We start from the raw sequence: 17,488 nt of genomic DNA on the forward strand, positions 1-17,488 counted from the left end.
CAAGCTTGCTTGGCTTTTTTTATTAGTTTTTAAAATTTTATCGCCAGTAATCATCAGTTGGTTTTGGCATTTCCTGTAAACCGCGACGCAAAGTATCTGACCATTGTTTACTAATCTGTGAAAAATAAGGATCATCTTCTGTAATTCGTTTTCCCATTGGGATCACAAAACTATCTTTATTGTAAATCAATGCATCAAGTGGCAAGCCAACAGAAACATTTGAACGCAAAGTTGAGTCAAAAGAAATTAGGCTACAACGCAATGCATCATCGAGTGGCATTGCATAATATAAAGCACGATCTAGAATAGGTTTGCCATATTTACTCTCGCCTATTTGAAAGTAAGGTGTATCTGTAGTTGCACAAATAAAATTACCTTGTGGATAGACATTATAAAGTTGCATGTCGCCGCCTTTAATTTGTCCACCAACCAAAATACTACAGGCATAATTCATTTGCTCCTGAGTATCTGAACTAATATCCTCTAAAACAGTTTTCAAGGTTTTACCAATCAGTTCAGCTGCCTCAAACATAGTATTAACACTATATAAATTAGGCTCTTGCTGCAAAGTAAGGGCATTTTGTAAATGACCGATAACGGCCTGCGTTGTTGCTAAATTACCTGCTGTTTGCAAGGCAATAAAACGCTCTCCAGTAACGCCGAAAGTATGCAATTTTCGGAACACAGAAATATGGTCAACTCCTGCATTAGTTCTCGTGTCACTAATAAACACTAAACCTTGTTCCAATCTTAGCGCACAACAATAGGTCATTTCATTCTCTTTACATTCAACATGCCAACACTTGAACCACAGACATCATGTTCTCAACCCCGCCTTGCTCTCTTACACCACGAATAGGTGCTACATCAAGATAATCACGGCCAACCGCAAGGTAGATATGATGTTTGGGTGTAAACAACTGATTGCTTACATCAAAACAATACCACTGATTTTCTAAAAATACTTCCGCCCAAGCGTGACTGGCAAGGTGCGGATAGTTTTGATCAAATAGATAACCAGAGACATAACGTGCTGGTAATTGTAACGCACGACACATCGCAATTAAAACATGAGCATGATCTTGGCATACACCTTCACCAGCATGAAATGCTTCAGTTGCAGTTGTCTGAACCGATGTACTTTCAGGCTGATAAAGTATTTTCTGCAAAATATATTCGCTTAATAATGCAATATGCTGTCGATCTTTGACCACTACAATATTTCTGGCAAAGTCTAACATTTCTGAATCACATCGGGTTGCACCTGTCATCTGCAAAAATAAATTTGTAGGTGTAGATAGATTTACACAACCAAGCTCCACATTCTGAAGTTCAACGATTCCTTGAGCCATAAATGTAAGATGTTGGTATTGATAGCGCTGACTAGCCGTCATCCAAACATTGTTAAATATGTCCCTTTTTATCGTTTTGTCACCCGGCACGCTAACTGCCCAATTCATAACATGTTGATGTGGCGATGTTTGAGGCATCATTTTAATATACTGAATACTGTTTTGAGCAGTTTCAGTATAGCTATAATGCGTTTGATGATTAACCATCAATTTCATAATCAGACCTCAAACATATTTTCCAACTGTTGTGTGAAAGTATAGTAAGCATCCCACGTGAGCTGATGCTTTAGTACTTGCCAATTTTGATCTATATTCTCCCAACCTAAGCCAGCAAGCCGTTGCACCACAACCTCCAGGTCAGACACAAGGACTGATAAATCTTGCCCAAAACGTAGTTCTATATCAAATTGCTCTATTTTTTGACCTAAATGCAGAAATAAACCCACATCTTCATTCTCCGCTTCTAGTATTTCGGTGCATTGTTCAACGGCTTTTCTCAAAGCTTCAGGTTTAGCTTGAAGCGTGTTAATCACATGATTTAATTCTGCATAAGCATTTGATGACAATATACCTCTTAGTTCTTGAATATTATCTTTAGCAATAACCAACTGGTTCAGTAATGAAAATGTTTGCTTCTTGTCTAACATATAGTGATTTAGTAATTCAGCATTTTCTATGACCAAACCAAATGCTGCTGCAAATTTTGTTGCTTTCTCATCTTGTGTAAAGGGTAAATGAGAGGCTGCAAATTTAACTCTCATTAGATATCGACCCAACCAATATATTTGATGAGCACTCGAATTGAGTAAAACCATAAAGTTCCTCTTTAACCCACAATTAGGAATGTAATGTTTCGACAACCCATGTATCTTTTATGCCGCCACCTTGGGACGAATTTACGACTAAAGAGCCAGCCTGCATGGCAACTCGTGTTAAGCCACCTGGTACTATTTCTGTACGATAAGGCGAACTCAATACAAATGGACGTAAGTCAATGTGACGTTCAGCTACCCCTCCTGTAGTTAAAGTTGGAGCCACAGATAAGGCTAAGGTAGGTTGTGCAATGTACATATGAGGTGTGGCGATCAATTTTTTTCTAAAATCATCAATTTCACACGAGCTTGCTTGAGGCCCAATTAGCATGCCATAGCCACCCGACCCTTGTGCTTCTTTAACGACTAATTGGTCCAGATTAGAAAGTACATAATCTAAGTGTTCATCTTTACGGCACTGATAAGTAGGTACATTTTTTAGAATTGGCGTTTCACGCAAATAATATTGAATCATTTGATCCACATAAGGATAAATAGATTTATCATCAGCCACGCCTGTTCCAGGCGCATTTGCAATCACAACATTTTTTTGCAAATAAGCAGACATAAGGCCTGCTACACCTAAAGCACTGTCTGGTCTAAATGCTAAAGGATCTAGAAAATCATCATCTAATCGGCGGTAAATCACATCTACTTTTTGACGCCCACGAATAGTTTTGACAAATACTTGATCATTTTCGACAAATAAATCGCGATTTGTAACCAGTGGCACATCCATTTCACGTGCTAGAAAAGCATGCTCATAAAAAGCACTATTAAAACGTCCCGGTGTTAGCACCACCACAAAAGGGCGGTCCACAGATGAATTTTCCTGCAATATTTCTTTTAAAAGTTTTGGATAATGCTCAATTCCCTGTAAATTATTAGCCGCACATAGCTCAGGCATTAATTGCTGGCTAATGTTTCGGCTTTCGATCATGTAAGACACACCTGAAGGCGTTCGTAAATTATCCTCCAATACAAAAAACTCTCCTTCACCATCACGGATAATATCAATTCCGCTAATTTGTGAATAAATTTTGCCTTTCAAAGCATGTTTAAGCATATGAGGCTGAAAAGCGTCATTTCCCATGATTTGCTCTTCGGGAATGAGTTGTGCTTTTAAAATATGTTGTCCATGATAAATATCATCTAGGAAATAATTTAATGCTTTAACACGCTGTGCACAGCCCGAAGCTATTTTCTCCCATTGTTTTTTTTCAATTATCCTTGGAATTAAATCAAAAGGAATTGTTCGCTCTGTACCATCTTTATCACCATATACGTTAAAAGTAATTCCATGATAAAGAAAATGCTGCTTCGCCTGAGCATTCAATTGTTTTAACTCATCTAGAGTACGGATACTCAACCATTGTTCAATTTTTTTAGAAGCAGCTCCATTTGATGTTACATCGTCCAGCATCTCATTAAAAAACTGTGATTTTAGCTGCTCAAATAGATTAGTTTTTACGGAAATATGTTCTAAAAAAGAGGTTGGGTTAATGAGTGCCGTAGTTGTCTGCTCTTGTATAAAAAAATCATTATCTATATGTAATTCATGCTCTTGTTCTGACATAACCACCTCGTCTTATCATTTATCTATATTTCATTTTTAAATAAGCAATTTCAGTGCCATTTATATATGTTTAATTTTTTTACGGTGCATTGTTATAACTTTCTTCTTTTAAATCTTAACATCGATTGTAAAAGTACCCATAAACCGAATCTGACAAACTTGCTAAATGTGTAAAGATTTTTTATTGTGTTGACACCAAAGCAATTGGATATAGATGTATTACGCTTATGTCTGTAATAGAAAAAGAAACTTCAAATAGTTTATATCGCCAATGGCAGATTTTATCTCGCCTCCCTACCGGTAAATGGATCGGGACACGGGAATTACAAGAAATGCTTGAACGTGAAGGTATTGATATCAGTTTAAGGACTATTCAGCGTGATTTAAATCAAATTGCTCAGCGCTTTCCAATTGAAAGTAATAAGGCTGTACCTCAGGGCTGGCGGTGGCAATCAGATGCGCCTATTCAAAGCTTACCTCACATGACGAGCTCTCAGGCAGTAACCTTTATGATGGTTGAGGAGCATCTAAAACACTTACTTCCACCTAGCCTGCTTGATGAGATGGGGCCTTGGTTTGATTTAGCTAAACGCAGCCTCTCTACACAAAATAATGTGAGGCAATGGATTAATCGAGTACGCATCGTACCAGCAAGCCAACCGCTTATCCCACCTGTAGTCGACCGTGCTGCTCAACAAGCAATTTATGAAGGTCTACTCCAAGACAAACAAATAGAATGTATTTATCGCGCACGAGTTAATCAAGGAGAAGACAAAACTTATGTTTTAAATCCTTTAGCTCTGGTACAAAAAGGTGCAGTAATTTATTTAATTTGCACACGACATGACAAAACTGAAGTTCAAACGTTTGCCTTGCACCGTTTTAAATCAGCAAAAGTCTTAGATAGTCGAGCACTGCATCCAGTCAATTTTGATATTGATCATTATATCGATTCAGGTGCTTTAGGCTTCAGAGTGGACTACAAACAGCCAACTGAATCAATTCAGCTCACATTAACCATGACAGAACAGACTGCTAGAACTTTCTATGAAAGTCAGTTAAGTAAGGACCAAACTATAGTTCCACTTGAAGAAAATATTGTAGAAGTTACCGCGACCGTACCTTTTACATCTCAACTGGTGTGGTGGTTACGTAGTTTTGGCAAGAAATTACTACATATCGAACCTATTCAAGTACACAACGCTGTGCGAGAAATTGAATCTGAGAATAAATAGATATAAAAAAGAGAACCATAAGGTTCTCTTTAGATTTTGAATTATAATTTTCTTAATTTTATATTAGCTCTTATATTTATAGTTGTTTCAGATCAATCTCTTCTCCCCCGACCAAACTGATCTGCTCTTTCTTTTGCGCTATTTTAAACATGAACATTGGCATGCCATTTCATCTCTATTGTAGCGAATTGATTTCATTGTCATGGTTAAAGCCCTCTTGTTTGAACGTGAATTTAATATAACTGGATGCTTTAAATATGTGAAATAAGAAAAAAAGGAAGTGAAATCTATTTTCCTCCTTAGGAAGTTTGCATATATTTTTGGAACAAAAAATAAAAAAGCCCAGTCTTAACTGGGCTTTTTTTTACATTTAAAAGATTAAGCTGTTTTCTTAATCATATTGTTCTTACGAATTGTGATCATTACAAGCTGAACTGCTGCTGGTGTAACACCAGGAATACGGCTTGCTTGAGCTAACGTTTCAGGAAGAACCGTTTTTAATTTCTGGGTAATTTCACGTGATAAACCAGACACTACGTCATAATCAAAATCGGTAGGAATTTTAGTTTCTTCAAGACGCTTTAACTGTGCCACATCTTCATGCTGACGGTTAATATAACCTTCATATTTCACAGCAATCTCGATTTGGTCGCCAACTTGCTCAGAAACTTCAGAACCTGTAAGTTCTGCAATTTGACCAAAGTTAATATTTGGACGTTTAAGCAAATCAATTGCACTACATTCTTTACTTAAGTCAGCACCCGTCATCTCAACGAATTTTTTACCCATTGGATTATTTGGTGCTGCCCACAAATGTTGTAAACGAGAAGTTTCACGCTCAACCGCTTCCATTTTTTCACAATAAGCAGCCCAACGTACATCATCAACCAAACCAAGTTCACGACCCACAGTCGTTAAACGTTGATCTGCATTGTCTTCACGTAGCATCAAACGGTATTCAGCACGCGACGTAAACATACGGTATGGTTCTTTGGTACCTAAAGTGATGAGGTCATCAACCAATACGCCCATGTAAGCTTGATCACGCTTAGGTGTCCACTCTTCTTGCTCCCACGCACGACGCGCAGCATTTAAGCCCGCAAGTAAACCTTGAGCACCTGCTTCTTCATAACCTGTCGTACCATTAATTTGGCCAGCAAAATATAGACCATTAATCGCTTTAGTTTCGAGGGTGAATTTCAAAGCTTGCGGATTGAAATAATCGTATTCAATCGCATAGCCTGGACGCAAAATATGCGCATTTTCCATACCACGAATAGAGCGAACAAGCTCAAACTGCACATCAAATGGAAGCGAAGTCGAAATACCATTTGGATAAAGCTCATGTGTATCTAAACCTTCTGGTTCTAAAAACACCTGATGCGAGTCTTTATCAGCGAAACGGTGAATTTTATCTTCGATTGATGGGCAATAACGCGGACCAACACCTTCAATAACACCGGTATACATTGGTGAACGATCTAAACCACCACGAATAATGTCATGGGTTTTTTCATTCGTATGCGTGATATAACAATTTACTTGTTCAGGGTGCATAGAAGCATCACCCATGAATGACATAACCGGAGACGGGAAATCGCCCGGCTGTGGAATCATGACTGAAAAATCAACCGAACGTGCATCAATACGTGGAGGTGTACCAGTTTTTAAGCGGCCCACAGGTAATTTTAATTCACGTAAACGCTGAGCAAGCGCAATAGAAGGCGGATCACCTGCACGACCACCGCTTGATTTTTCTAAACCAACGTGGATTACGCCACCCAAGAATGTACCTGTAGTCAACACGACAGTTTTAGCGTCAAAGCGAACACCCATTTGGGTAATAACACCTTTAACTGTATCACCCTCAACAATCAAGTCATCAGCCGCTTGCTGAAAAATATCAAGATTTGCTTGATTTTCCAAAGTATCGCGGATAGCAGCTTTATAGCGCACGCGGTCAGCTTGAGCACGTGTTGCACGCACTGCTGCACCTTTACGTGAATTTAAAATACGGAACTGAATACCACCTTTATCGGCAGCTAAAGCCATTGCGCCGCCAAGTGCATCAATTTCACGTACTAAATGTGACTTACCAATACCACCGATTGCTGGGTTACAACTCATTTGGCCCAAAGTCTCAATGTTATGGGTCAAAAGCAAAGTCTGTCGTCCCATACGCGCAGCAGCGAGGGCCGCTTCCGTACCTGCGTGACCGCCACCGATAACGATAACATCATAAACTTTAGGATAGTGCATGAGTACAAAAACACCAGAAAAAAAAAGACGGAACATTATAGCAAAATTATCTAAATATTGATGTACATAATTACAAATTTATGGTCACACAATTTACGGTACGCCACATGATTTGACATTTTGTTTCAGGAACTCAATACAAAGTGAATGTTATTAAAATTAATTCATCTTAGAATAAAAAATGTACAGCACTTCTATAACTTTAAAATTAACGCGACAAGAAGGAATACAAAATGAAAACGACTATGTTAAAAATCTTAACAGCATCTCTACTTTGTTTTTCAGGCGTAACGTTTACCCACGCTGCGACGAATCATATGGCCAAATCGACTCATATGGCTAAATCAAGCAAAACAGCTCATCATGCTGCTGAGTCAAGCAAATCAGAGATGCAAAAACAGCTGAGAGCTTGTACTAAAAAACGTGAGGGCGAATGGGTTTCTTACAATCATAACGGTGTGATCTTCAACGGTACTTGCCAACAAAATGAAAATGGTAAGTTACAGTTTAAAGCGCCCGCTCCTTAATCTGTTTTGACATAAGGTATAGAAGAAGTCATTTATTTTCCGCTATATCTCATCAGTATTTTTAAAGTCGGTCCATTAAAGATGGGCCGCTTTCTTTTTTAAAATGGTCTAGTCCGCTACAATACGTCTTTAAATAAAATTTTTAGGTCCTTTTCGTGAAGTGGTTACAAATACACATTACCGTTGATCAAGCACAAGTTGAGTTCACAGAAACACTTTTAATGTCTCTAGGTGCGGTAAGCGTAACTCTGGATGATGCTGAAGATCAGGCTTTACTCGAACCACTACCAGGTGAAACACCTTTATGGAACAAAGTAATCGTGACAGGCATCTATCAACAAGACGAACAAGACCCAATTGATGTCGACACTTTAGAAGCTTTCTTAAAAGCTCAACTTCCAGATGCTCCTATACGTCACGAAGAACTTGAAGACCAAGTATGGGAACGTGCATGGATGGATTATTACGAACCAATCCAAATTGGGGAAAAGTTCTGGATCGTACCTGAATGGTTAGAGCCACCAGAAGCTGATGCAACTAATATTAAGTTAGATCCAGGTCTTGCGTTTGGTACAGGCAACCATGCAAGTACCTTCTTATGCTTACAATGGTTAGGCAAAACTGACGTTAAAGATAAGATCGTGATTGATTATGGTTGTGGTTCAGGCATTTTAGGTGTCGCAGCTTTATTATTAGGTGCTAAAAAAGTATATGCCACTGATATTGACCCTCAAGCTGTTTTAGCAACAAAACAAAATGCTGAACTTAATGGCGTATTAGATCGACTATATGTAGGCCTTCCTGAAGAATTCGATAAAGAGTTCAAACCTCAACAGGCAGATGTTTTAGTTGCAAATATTTTAGCGGGTCCACTCATGGCACTTGCGCCTGAGTTTGCAAATTTGCTTAAATCTGACGGTGAATTCGCACTTGCAGGTGTAATTGAAGAGCAAGTTGCTGATGTTTCACGTGTTTATTCTGAATTTTTTGATATATTAGATGTCGAAAAACGCGAAGAAAACTGGTGTCGCATTTCAGGAAAACGTAAAACAATAAATTGAGACTTTTTAACTCATGAATGAAAAACAAACCCGCTGCCCTAAGTGTTTAACAATTTATAAAGTATCTCTTACTCAATTGACTGTTGCTCAGGGTATGGTTTGTTGCCCTAAATGCGATTCGAGCTTTAATGCACTCACCCATTTGATTAATATTGAAAAGCCTGTCACGGTTAACTCATCTACATTAGCCAATGGTTCAATGCAAACGAAATATATGACACATTCTCACGTGTTAGATATCTTTGATCAAAAAGTTGAAAATTCGAATATTGATCTTTTAACCTATCTCAACAACTTAAATTATTTTCACAACGAACCTATTAACGCCCTACCAAATCTTAATTTAGCTGAACAAACATCCGCACAAGAACAAGACAATAATAAAAAGCATAGTTGGCTGTACTATACGCTCTGGAGCTCTGCTAACCTTATTTTGATTTTAGTTTTTACTTTTCAAATTCTCTGGTTTAATCCTAAGCTCATGCATGCAAGCCCGACCGTCAGTCACGCATTTAATTATGTTTGCGAAATACTGCACTGCAATAAGTCAGCTGAACAATATCAACTTATTTATATAGAGAAATTAAAACTCCGTAAAGTTGACACAAGTCATACGCAATTTTCAGGCATATTGCTTAATGAGAATGATAAAAGTATTGAACTTCCCAATCTAAAGTTGAGTTTTGCAACAGAATCAAATAAAACAGAAGAAATTATATTGACTCCTCAACAATATCTTGTTGAAAACTTACGGGGTATTCAGCGCATTCCTTCTAATACCCCTTTCCGATTCCAATTTGAGCTAAACAGAAGCAAAAAAAGCTTACTAAATTATCGATTAGAAATTGTCCACCCCTAAAATGTAAAAAAAGTGAAAAAAAAATAAAAAAAAATGCAGTTAATTTGCTCACTTTTTCCTAGACAATGGTATGATACGCGCCACGAAAGCTTTGACTCATATACTCCTCGCTCTCAATCCAAAAAAAATACTGTTAAGCATGTGTGCTTTTCTACTTTAAGCACATAGCCTAACTTTTTTTGTTTTTGAGGGAGCTGTAACAAATATTTAACTATTGTTACGCTTATTTTTTATTCAATACGAAGAAATATGGCAAGCTAATTGTTCTTATGTTTTAGAGTCACTGTTTTAGGATCTAAAACAGGACTCCGTATTTTTAGACCACATTTATATACTACTTTATCCAAGCTAGTATTTGATTTTCGGATTAACTCGCATGAATAGCAAATCTCCTATTTTTACTGCACAATCTGATGTTGCTCTTCGCATCCACGTTGATCGCGCAGTTCGTCATTATTTTGCACAATTGCAAGGTGAGCAACCATCTCAGGTATATGACATGGTGCTAGCAGAAATGGAGAAACCTCTTTTATCTGTAGTTCTTGAATATACACGTGGTAATCAAACCCGTGCTGCAGAGATTCTTGGACTCAACCGTGGCACTTTACGCAAAAAGTTAAAAGCTCACGGTTTAATGAGTGAATAAATGATAAAATGCTCACGACTTCGTGGGCATTTTTTTATGCTTATTGGTTTTAATCCGTAGACTTGAAATTGTTGAATTAAACATCATGACTATTAAACGTGCTTTGATTTCTGTATCTGATAAGACAGGAATTGTCGAATTCGCTCAAAACCTTGCAGCTTTAGGCGTAGAATTATTATCTACAGGCGGCACATACAAGTTGCTTAAAGATAATAACATCGCAGTTGTTGAAGTATCTGAGCATACTGGCTTCCCTGAAATGATGGATGGTCGTGTTAAGACGTTACATCCTAAAATTCATGGCGGTATTCTTGCTCGTCGCGGCTTAGACGAAGCGGTAATGGAAGAACACAACATTGATCCGATTGATCTAGTTGTTGTAAATCTTTATCCATTCGCTGCAACAGTTGCAAAACCAGACTGTAGTCTTCCTGATGCAATCGAAAATATCGACATCGGTGGTCCTACAATGGTTCGCGCAGCTGCTAAAAACCATGCTTCAGTAGGTATTGTAGTAAATGCTTCAGATTACGATACTGTAATCAATGAATTAAAAACTGCTGGTTCACTTTCTTATGAAACACGTTTTGATTTAGCTGTTAAAGCATTTGAACATACTGCTCAATACGACGGCATGATCGCGTCTTACTTAGGCGCTCGCGTTGGTAAGACCGAAGGTGAAGCTGATTTATTCCCTCGTACATTCAATACGCAATTGAACAAAGCACAAGATTTACGTTACGGTGAAAACCCACACCAATCTGCTGCTTTCTATGTTGAAGCAAACGCAAAAGAAGCATCAGTTTCTACAGCAAAACAGTTACAAGGCAAAGAATTGTCTTATAACAACATTGCTGACACAGATGCTGCACTTGAATGTGTTAAATCATTCGCAAAACCTGCTTGTGTAATTGTAAAACATGCTAACCCTTGTGGTGTTGCTGTTTCTTTAGACGGCATTAAAGCTGCTTACGATTTAGCTTATGCAACAGATCCAGAATCTGCTTTCGGTGGCATTATTGCATTTAACCGCGAGTTAGATGTTGCAACTGCTCAAGCAATCGTTGACCGTCAATTCGTTGAAGTTATTATTGCTCCAAGTATTGCTGATGGTGTGCTTGAAGTTACTGGTGCTAAGAAAAACGTACGTGTTTTAGTATGTGGCGAATTACCTGCGATTGACGCACGTGCACCACAACTTGACTACAAACGCGTTAATGGCGGTTTATTAGTTCAAGATCAAGACTTAGGTATGATTACTAAAGATGATCTTAAAGTAGTAACTAAATGCGCACCAACTGAACAAGAAATTGATGACCTCATCTTTGCTTGGAAAGTTGCGAAATATGTAAAATCAAATGCAATTGTTTATGCGAAAAATCGCCAAACTATTGGTGTTGGTGCAGGTCAAATGAGCCGTGTTAACTCAGCTCGTATTGCTGCCATTAAAGCTAAACATGCTGGTTTGGTTGTTGAAGGTGCTGTAATGGCATCTGATGCATTCTTCCCGTTCCGTGACGGGATTGATAATGCAGCTAAAGCTGGCATTAAATGCATTATTCAACCAGGTGGTTCTATGCGTGATGAAGAAGTAATCGCAGCAGCTGACGAAGCTGGTATTGCAATGGTCTTCACTGGTATGCGCCATTTCCGCCACTAATTTAAATTTAGTCCTCCCTAACCCTCCTTTTATTCAGGAGGGTTTTCCACAATAATGGAGCTAACTCTCCAACTTGAGGGATAGAGGGAGATGAAAAGGATTAAAGTTAAGGAACAAATTAAAAATGAATATTTTAGTTTTAGGTAGTGGTGGTCGTGAACATGCTTTAGCATGGAAAATTGCGCAAGATACCAATGTTACTCAAGTTTTTGTTGCGCCAGGTAATGCTGGAACTGCAACAGAAGACAAATGTGTTAATGTTCAACTTGATATTTTAGACAACTCAGCAATCATTGCTTTTGCTAAAGAAAATAATGTTGACCTTATTATTGTTGGTCCAGAAGCACCATTAGTTAATGGTGTGGTAGATGCTGCACGTGAAGCAGGTTTAAAAATTTGGGGACCTACTCAATATGCAGCGCAGCTTGAAGGCTCAAAAGCATTTGCTAAGCACTTTTTAAAGCGTCACAACATTCCAACTGCTTTCTATGACGTTTTCACTGAAGTAGATGCAGCGAAAGCTTATGTTGAAAAAAATGGTGCACCAATTGTAATTAAAGCTGATGGTCTTGCTGCTGGTAAAGGCGTAATCGTTGCAATGACCAACGAAGAAGCTTTTGCAGCAATTGATGACATGCTTGCAGGTAACAAATTTGGTGATGCTGGTTCACGCGTTGTGATCGAACAGTTCCTTGCAGGTGAAGAAGCTTCTTTCATTTGTATGATTGATGGTAAAAATATTTTACCAATGGCAACGTCACAAGATCACAAGCGTATTTTTGAAGGCGATCAAGGTCCTAATACAGGTGGTATGGGTGCCTACTCTCCTGCTCCAGTTGTAACTTCTGACATTTTCGAACGCGTTATGACTGAAATCATGCGTCCGACTGTTGAAGGTATGGCTGCTGATGGACATGTTTACACTGGTTTCTTATATGCTGGTCTAATGATTGATGAGCAAGGTCAACCACGTGTGATCGAGTTTAACTGTCGTTTTGGCGACCCTGAAACTCAACCAATCATGATGCGTTTAAAGTCATCTCTTGTTGAATTGGTAGAAGCTGGTATTGCTGGTAATTTACCAAAAGAAGCTGAATGGGATGAACGCAAGTCAATCGGTATTGTACTCGCAGCAGAAGGCTATCCTGATAGCGTACGCAAAGGCGATGTAATTTCAGGTATCGGACAATCACCTGAAGATACTAAAATTTTCCATGCGGGCACTTCAACTCGTGAAGATGGTCACATTGTGACTTCTGGTGGTCGAGTTCTTTGTGTAACAGCATTGGGTGACAGCGTTCTTGAAGCTCAAATTAATGCACTAGAAGTATGTGGTCAAGTTAACTTTACGGGTATGCAATATCGTAACGACATTGGCTACCGCGCAATTGCACGTGAAAAAGCTTAAAAAACCTACAAGTTTAAAATGCTAATAAAAAAGCCTCTATATAGAGGCTTTTTTATTACGTATCACGATATAAGAAAATCGTATAAATCTTTAAAATTTTGCTAAAGATATCAACAAATAAAAAGAAGCACCCTATATCAAGCACACTTTTATTGCTATCATTAGTACATAGTTGTAACTGTCATCAGACACTGCTGTTTTAATAATTTCCATAAAGACTTGCTCTACAAATTATGCCTGTAGAGAGTTTTTTAATATTCTAAATTTATGAATGCTCATTTGGCTACTGTTGGGGATGAACTGTTTGGGGAAACAGTTTTTGTTTATTAAACAATTACCCTCTGTTATAGCCAAAATATGCAAGCAAATTATGGAACCCCAGAAAAAGATCACAGAGTTTAGACTAGTTGTAATTCCAACTCCTCTCTTTTCATATTGATATAGATCAATCGTTATTGTTCTATATCTTAATCAGGACTTTTTTAAATGAAAAAGCTGATCAGCCTTTTTTTAAGCATGTCAGTAGTATTATTGACAGCATGTAGCAAACAAGAAAATGCTCAACAAGCCGAACAAAACAATGATAGTTCCAAAGTACAAAAGGTAGTAATTGCCTCTACAGGTTCGGATGCTGAAATTTGGCGTTATATCGCATCTTTACCTGAAACCCAAGCTGCTGGCTTAAAGTTAGAAGTGAAAAACTTCACAGACTCCGTTTCAATGAATACAGCAATTGCAAATAAAGAAGTAGATTTGAACGCATTCCAAGCTTATTCTTATCTTACTGCATTTAATAATTCAAACCCGGATAAGATTGCAACGGTTTCTACCACTTATATTGAGCCAATGGGGATTTATTCAAGTAAATACAAAAAAATTGAAGAACTTCCTGAAGGTGCAATTATTTCAATCCCGGATGATGCTGCCAGCGAATCTCGTGCGCTACTCTTGTTACAAACTGCTGGCTTAATCAAGCTTAAAGCTGACTTTAATCCTATTCAGGGCAGTCCAATTGATGTTATCGAAAATCCCAAAAAGATCAACATCAAACCAATCAAAATGGAAACTGCATTACGTCTTAAAAATGAATTTGATGCAGTTGTATTAAATAATACCATAGCACTCGAGGGAGGTTTAAACGTACTCAAAGATTCTATGTTCTATGAACCTATTGATCAAATCTCAAAAATTAGTGTCAACGTTCTAGCAACTGCTGAATCACGTAAAAATGATCCTGTCTTGCAAAAAGTTGGTAAGCTTTACCACAATGCAGCTGTTAAAAAATACATTGAAGAACACTTTGGTGGAACAAAAGTTGACGTAGACAAACCAATCAGCTATCTCTCAGAAGCTAAATAGTAATATAATAGCCCAAACGTGAAACAGGCAAATTCTCTTTGCCTGTTTTTTCTTTCCAGCATAGTTTCTGAAGATATGATTCAATTTAAAAACATTTCAAAGCACTATCAGCTCAAAAGTCAAACCATACGCGCACTCGACGAAATCAATTTAGAGATTCCAGAGGGCAGTATTTTTGGCATCATTGGCTATAGTGGTGCAGGTAAAAGTACCTTAATCCGCCTGATCAACCTACTTGAGCGACCAACAGAAGGTCAAATCATTATTAATCAGAAAGATTTCACCGCTTTGGATGCGCGCTCATTACGTCAGGAACGTGCAAGTATTGGAATGATTTTCCAGCACTTCAATCTGCTACAAACCAAGACAGTTGCTGAAAATATTGAAATGCCAATGCGCCTACTGAATTACAATAAGGTGGAACGTGAAAAACGCCTGAATGAGTTATTGGAATTCATTGATCTTAAGCATAAAAAAGATGCTTATCCAGATGAACTTTCTGGCGGACAAAAGCAACGTGTCGGTATTGCCCGTGCTTTGGCAAATCATCCAAAAATTCTTTTGTGTGATGAAGCAACTTCTGCTCTAGACCCGCAAACTACCAAATCAGTTTTAGAACTGCTGAAGAAAATTAATCAAGAGCAAAAAATCACGATTGTTATGGTGACCCATGAAATGGATGTCATTGAAACTATTTGTGATCATGTGGCTGTGATGGAAGCAGGTAAAGTCATTGAACAAGGTTCAACGATTGATATCTTTAGTAAACCTCAACATCCAACGACTAAAAACTTCATTCAAACTGTTTTACATCAACAGTTGCCTGTAAATATTTTAAATCAGCTCGAAAACCAGCATCATCATAGTATTTACTGCTTACAATTTTTAGGACGTTCTGCTCAAGAACCTGTAATTCAGTCACTAATTAAACAATTCGATATTAGCTTAAATATTTTATTTGCTAATATGACTGAAATTAATGGCACAGTCATTGGTCAAATGTTTGTGCAGCTTTTAGGTGATCCTCAGCTAATTAAGCAGGCTATTGAGTTTTTGGAACAAAATGAAGTAGGTGTAGTTCAATCAGGAGATCAAGTATGAGAGATTTAATCGTACAATGGTTAACTGAACTTACTCAACCTTTCTGGCACAGCTCCCTTTCTATTGATCAATTCGTTACAGCTTTGCAAGAAACCTTTAATATGGTTTTCTTCGCACTTTTGTTTGGTGGTATTTGGGGCTTTATTCAGGGAATTATTTTATTAGTTACCCGTCCAGAAGGTATTTTACCTAATAAAGTCATTTATCATTTACTTAATCCAATTGTAAATGCTTTACGCTCTCTCCCTTTTATTATTTTACTTATTGCAGTAATTCCTCTTACTAAGCTGTTAGTAGGCACTTCAATTGGTACATGGGCAGCTATTGTTCCATTAACTATTTATGTTGGCCCTTATATGGGACGTCTGATTGAAACTTCATTACTTGAAGTCAATGAAGGAATTATTGAATCTGCTCAAGCGATGGGTGCTACACCTTGGCAAATTATCTATCGCTTTATTTTGCCTGAAGCACGCAGTTCACTCATTTTAAACCTTACCACAGCGACAATCAGCCTTATTGGTGCAACCGCCATGGCTGGTGCAGTTGGCGCAGGTGGTATTGGTGATTTAGCGATTTCGTATGGTTATCAACGTTTTGATACCAGCGTTGTGATTTTAACAGTCATTATCCTATTGCTATTAGTACAGATTGTACAGACGCTAGGAAATTGGCTCGCTAAACTCCGTTAAGTGACCCATATAAAAAAGCCCTCTTCTTAGAGGGCTTTTTTTGTTTTATATAACCCTTTTCTTAAAGACAGTTGGGTGCATGGCTCAATACTATTTTCTGGTATGATCAGACTTAGTCATTATTCATTTACTTTTTGGATTTAGTTTCAGGATAAAAACAATGCGTTATAGAATTCATTTTATTGATGTGCAGAATGCTCTCCAAAACTATATCTGGATTTTAGAAGATACTGAAACCCAAGAAGCTGTAGCAGTCGACCCAACAGAAGCCGACTTAGTCACCCAATTTTGCCAGAATCATCAGTTAAATTTAAAACAAATCTGGCTTACTCATTGGCATAAAGACCATATTGGTGGTGTCGCTTATTTAACAGCTGCCCAAAATATTACTGTGTATGGCCCACGTGATGAGCTCACAAAAATTCCGGGAATTACCCACCCCTTACAACATGACGATCATCTAAAATTTAATGATTTAAAAGTAGAGATTATTGCAACCCCAGGTCATACCTTAGGGCACATTGTATATTTTATTGAAGAATTAGAGGCTGTATTTTGCGGCGATACGTTATTTGCAATGGGGTGTGGTCGATTATTTGAAGGCACAGCCGAACAAATGTATCACTCACTGAGTCGTCTGGCAGCGTTACCAACCCACACAAAAGTATATTGCACGCACGAATACACGCTTTCAAATGCCGAATTCGCCTTAACAGTAGAACCGCATAACCACGCCCTATCAAAACGAACTGAAGAAGTCCGTGAGCTACGTAGAAAAGGATCAATCACCCTACCAAGTACGATTGAACTTGAATTAGCAACCAACCCCTTTCTTCGTGCAGAAAGTGTTGAAGACTTCGCTCACCTGCGCGCTCTTAAAGATAATTTCTAAAATCAAACTTTCAAAGAAGATACAGTTTCGTTTTAAGAACTGTATCTTT

The 17,488-nt window shown here is 38.0% G+C and carries 16 protein-coding genes; 11 read left to right on the top strand and 5 right to left on the bottom strand.

From position 1 onward, the window contains the following. Positions 1–37: 37 nt before the first annotated feature. From NL42_RS01075 to NL42_RS01090, 4 genes are read right to left on the bottom strand one after another with little or no spacing between them, the layout of a single operon-like run. Complete coding sequence (locus tag NL42_RS01075) at positions 38–772, bottom strand: proteasome-type protease (protein ID WP_016137690.1); 735 nt, start codon at positions 770–772, stop codon at positions 38–40. Positions 773–788: 16 nt separating this feature from the next. Further along, a complete protein-coding gene (locus tag NL42_RS01080; protein ID WP_446090050.1) occupies positions 789–1,568 on the bottom strand; it encodes a transglutaminase family protein in 780 nt (259 codons plus the stop codon). 2 nt (positions 1,569–1,570) lie between these two features. Beyond that, on the bottom strand, positions 1,571–2,167 hold the full coding sequence (locus NL42_RS01085; protein ID WP_461311449.1) for an alpha-E domain-containing protein: 597 nt from the start codon (positions 2,165–2,167) through the stop codon (positions 1,571–1,573). A gap of 22 nt (positions 2,168–2,189) precedes the next feature. After that, entirely contained in the window at positions 2,190–3,740 is a 1,551-nt protein-coding gene (locus tag NL42_RS01090; RefSeq protein ID WP_461311450.1) for a circularly permuted type 2 ATP-grasp protein, read from the bottom strand. 227 nt (positions 3,741–3,967) lie between these two features. On the opposite strand from NL42_RS01090, the gene NL42_RS01095 reads away from it, so the two are divergent. Then, positions 3,968–4,975 carry a helix-turn-helix transcriptional regulator gene (locus tag NL42_RS01095; RefSeq protein WP_446090047.1) on the top strand — a complete coding sequence of 336 codons (1,008 nt, stop codon included), beginning with the start codon at positions 3,968–3,970 and terminating at the stop codon, positions 4,973–4,975. A 378-nt stretch (positions 4,976–5,353) separates the two neighbouring features. Here NL42_RS01095 and mnmG read toward each other — a convergent pair whose 3' ends face one another. Further along, the gene (mnmG, locus tag NL42_RS01100; protein ID WP_461311451.1) at positions 5,354–7,234 is read right to left on the bottom strand and encodes a tRNA uridine-5-carboxymethylaminomethyl(34) synthesis enzyme MnmG; all 1,881 of its coding nucleotides are present in this window, start codon (positions 7,232–7,234) and stop codon (positions 5,354–5,356) included. Between the two features lie 233 nt (positions 7,235–7,467). On the opposite strand from mnmG, the gene NL42_RS01105 reads away from it, so the two are divergent. The 10 genes from NL42_RS01105 (at position 7,468) to gloB (ending at position 17,439) form a co-directional block, all read left to right on the top strand. Further along, positions 7,468–7,761: a hypothetical protein gene (locus NL42_RS01105; RefSeq protein ID WP_461311452.1), complete on the top strand. Its 294-nt coding sequence runs from the start codon at positions 7,468–7,470 to the stop codon at positions 7,759–7,761. A gap of 155 nt (positions 7,762–7,916) precedes the next feature. Continuing rightward, a complete protein-coding gene (prmA, locus tag NL42_RS01110; protein WP_461311453.1) occupies positions 7,917–8,822 on the top strand; it encodes a 50S ribosomal protein L11 methyltransferase in 906 nt (301 codons plus the stop codon). Between the two features lie 13 nt (positions 8,823–8,835). Continuing rightward, entirely contained in the window at positions 8,836–9,681 is an 846-nt protein-coding gene (locus NL42_RS01115) for a zinc-ribbon and DUF3426 domain-containing protein (RefSeq protein ID WP_461311454.1), read from the top strand. A gap of 376 nt (positions 9,682–10,057) precedes the next feature. Next, positions 10,058–10,327, top strand: a complete 270-nt coding sequence (fis, locus tag NL42_RS01120; protein ID WP_001086304.1) for a DNA-binding transcriptional regulator Fis — start codon at positions 10,058–10,060, stop codon at positions 10,325–10,327. A gap of 85 nt (positions 10,328–10,412) precedes the next feature. After that, a complete protein-coding gene (gene purH, locus NL42_RS01125; RefSeq protein ID WP_461311455.1) occupies positions 10,413–11,987 on the top strand; it encodes a bifunctional phosphoribosylaminoimidazolecarboxamide formyltransferase/IMP cyclohydrolase in 1,575 nt (524 codons plus the stop codon). Positions 11,988–12,111: 124 nt separating this feature from the next. Next, complete coding sequence (purD, locus tag NL42_RS01130; protein WP_461311456.1) at positions 12,112–13,395, top strand: phosphoribosylamine--glycine ligase; 1,284 nt, start codon at positions 12,112–12,114, stop codon at positions 13,393–13,395. Between the two features lie 486 nt (positions 13,396–13,881). Further along, positions 13,882–14,754, top strand: coding sequence for a MetQ/NlpA family ABC transporter substrate-binding protein (locus NL42_RS01135; protein WP_461311457.1), 873 nt, complete (start codon positions 13,882–13,884; stop codon positions 14,752–14,754). A gap of 75 nt (positions 14,755–14,829) precedes the next feature. Next, the gene (locus NL42_RS01140) at positions 14,830–15,855 is read left to right on the top strand and encodes a methionine ABC transporter ATP-binding protein (protein WP_005306792.1); all 1,026 of its coding nucleotides are present in this window, start codon (positions 14,830–14,832) and stop codon (positions 15,853–15,855) included. Continuing rightward, positions 15,852–16,547, top strand: coding sequence for a methionine ABC transporter permease (locus NL42_RS01145; protein ID WP_004791423.1), 696 nt, complete (start codon positions 15,852–15,854; stop codon positions 16,545–16,547). The genes NL42_RS01140 and NL42_RS01145 overlap by 4 nt, the downstream gene beginning before the upstream one ends. Positions 16,548–16,707: 160 nt before the next feature. Continuing rightward, entirely contained in the window at positions 16,708–17,439 is a 732-nt protein-coding gene (gene gloB / locus NL42_RS01150; protein ID WP_461311458.1) for a hydroxyacylglutathione hydrolase, read from the top strand. Positions 17,440–17,488 lie beyond the last annotated feature (49 nt).

The organism is Acinetobacter sp. GN11, assembly GCF_054823985.1.

What these genes read in the sequence shown, in the direction of transcription:
- NL42_RS01075 (WP_016137690.1), bottom strand. Translation starts at nt 772, where the DNA reads ATGACCTATTGTTGTGCGCTAAGATTGGAACAAGGTTTAGTGTTTATT.
- NL42_RS01080 (WP_446090050.1), bottom strand. Translation starts at nt 1,568, where the DNA reads ATGAAATTGATGGTTAATCATCAAACGCATTATAGCTATACTGAAACT.
- NL42_RS01085 (WP_461311449.1), bottom strand. Translation starts at nt 2,167, where the DNA reads ATGGTTTTACTCAATTCGAGTGCTCATCAAATATATTGGTTGGGTCGA.
- NL42_RS01090 (WP_461311450.1), bottom strand. Translation starts at nt 3,740, where the DNA reads ATGTCAGAACAAGAGCATGAATTACATATAGATAATGATTTTTTTATA.
- NL42_RS01095 (WP_446090047.1), top strand. Translation starts at nt 3,968, where the DNA reads ATGTCTGTAATAGAAAAAGAAACTTCAAATAGTTTATATCGCCAATGG.
- mnmG (WP_461311451.1), bottom strand. Translation starts at nt 7,234, where the DNA reads ATGCACTATCCTAAAGTTTATGATGTTATCGTTATCGGTGGCGGTCAC.
- NL42_RS01105 (WP_461311452.1), top strand. Translation starts at nt 7,468, where the DNA reads ATGAAAACGACTATGTTAAAAATCTTAACAGCATCTCTACTTTGTTTT.
- NL42_RS01115 (WP_461311454.1), top strand. Translation starts at nt 8,836, where the DNA reads ATGAATGAAAAACAAACCCGCTGCCCTAAGTGTTTAACAATTTATAAA.
- fis (WP_001086304.1), top strand. Translation starts at nt 10,058, where the DNA reads ATGAATAGCAAATCTCCTATTTTTACTGCACAATCTGATGTTGCTCTT.
- purH (WP_461311455.1), top strand. Translation starts at nt 10,413, where the DNA reads ATGACTATTAAACGTGCTTTGATTTCTGTATCTGATAAGACAGGAATT.
- purD (WP_461311456.1), top strand. Translation starts at nt 12,112, where the DNA reads ATGAATATTTTAGTTTTAGGTAGTGGTGGTCGTGAACATGCTTTAGCA.
- NL42_RS01135 (WP_461311457.1), top strand. Translation starts at nt 13,882, where the DNA reads ATGAAAAAGCTGATCAGCCTTTTTTTAAGCATGTCAGTAGTATTATTG.
- NL42_RS01140 (WP_005306792.1), top strand. Translation starts at nt 14,830, where the DNA reads ATGATTCAATTTAAAAACATTTCAAAGCACTATCAGCTCAAAAGTCAA.
- NL42_RS01145 (WP_004791423.1), top strand. Translation starts at nt 15,852, where the DNA reads ATGAGAGATTTAATCGTACAATGGTTAACTGAACTTACTCAACCTTTC.
- gloB (WP_461311458.1), top strand. Translation starts at nt 16,708, where the DNA reads ATGCGTTATAGAATTCATTTTATTGATGTGCAGAATGCTCTCCAAAAC.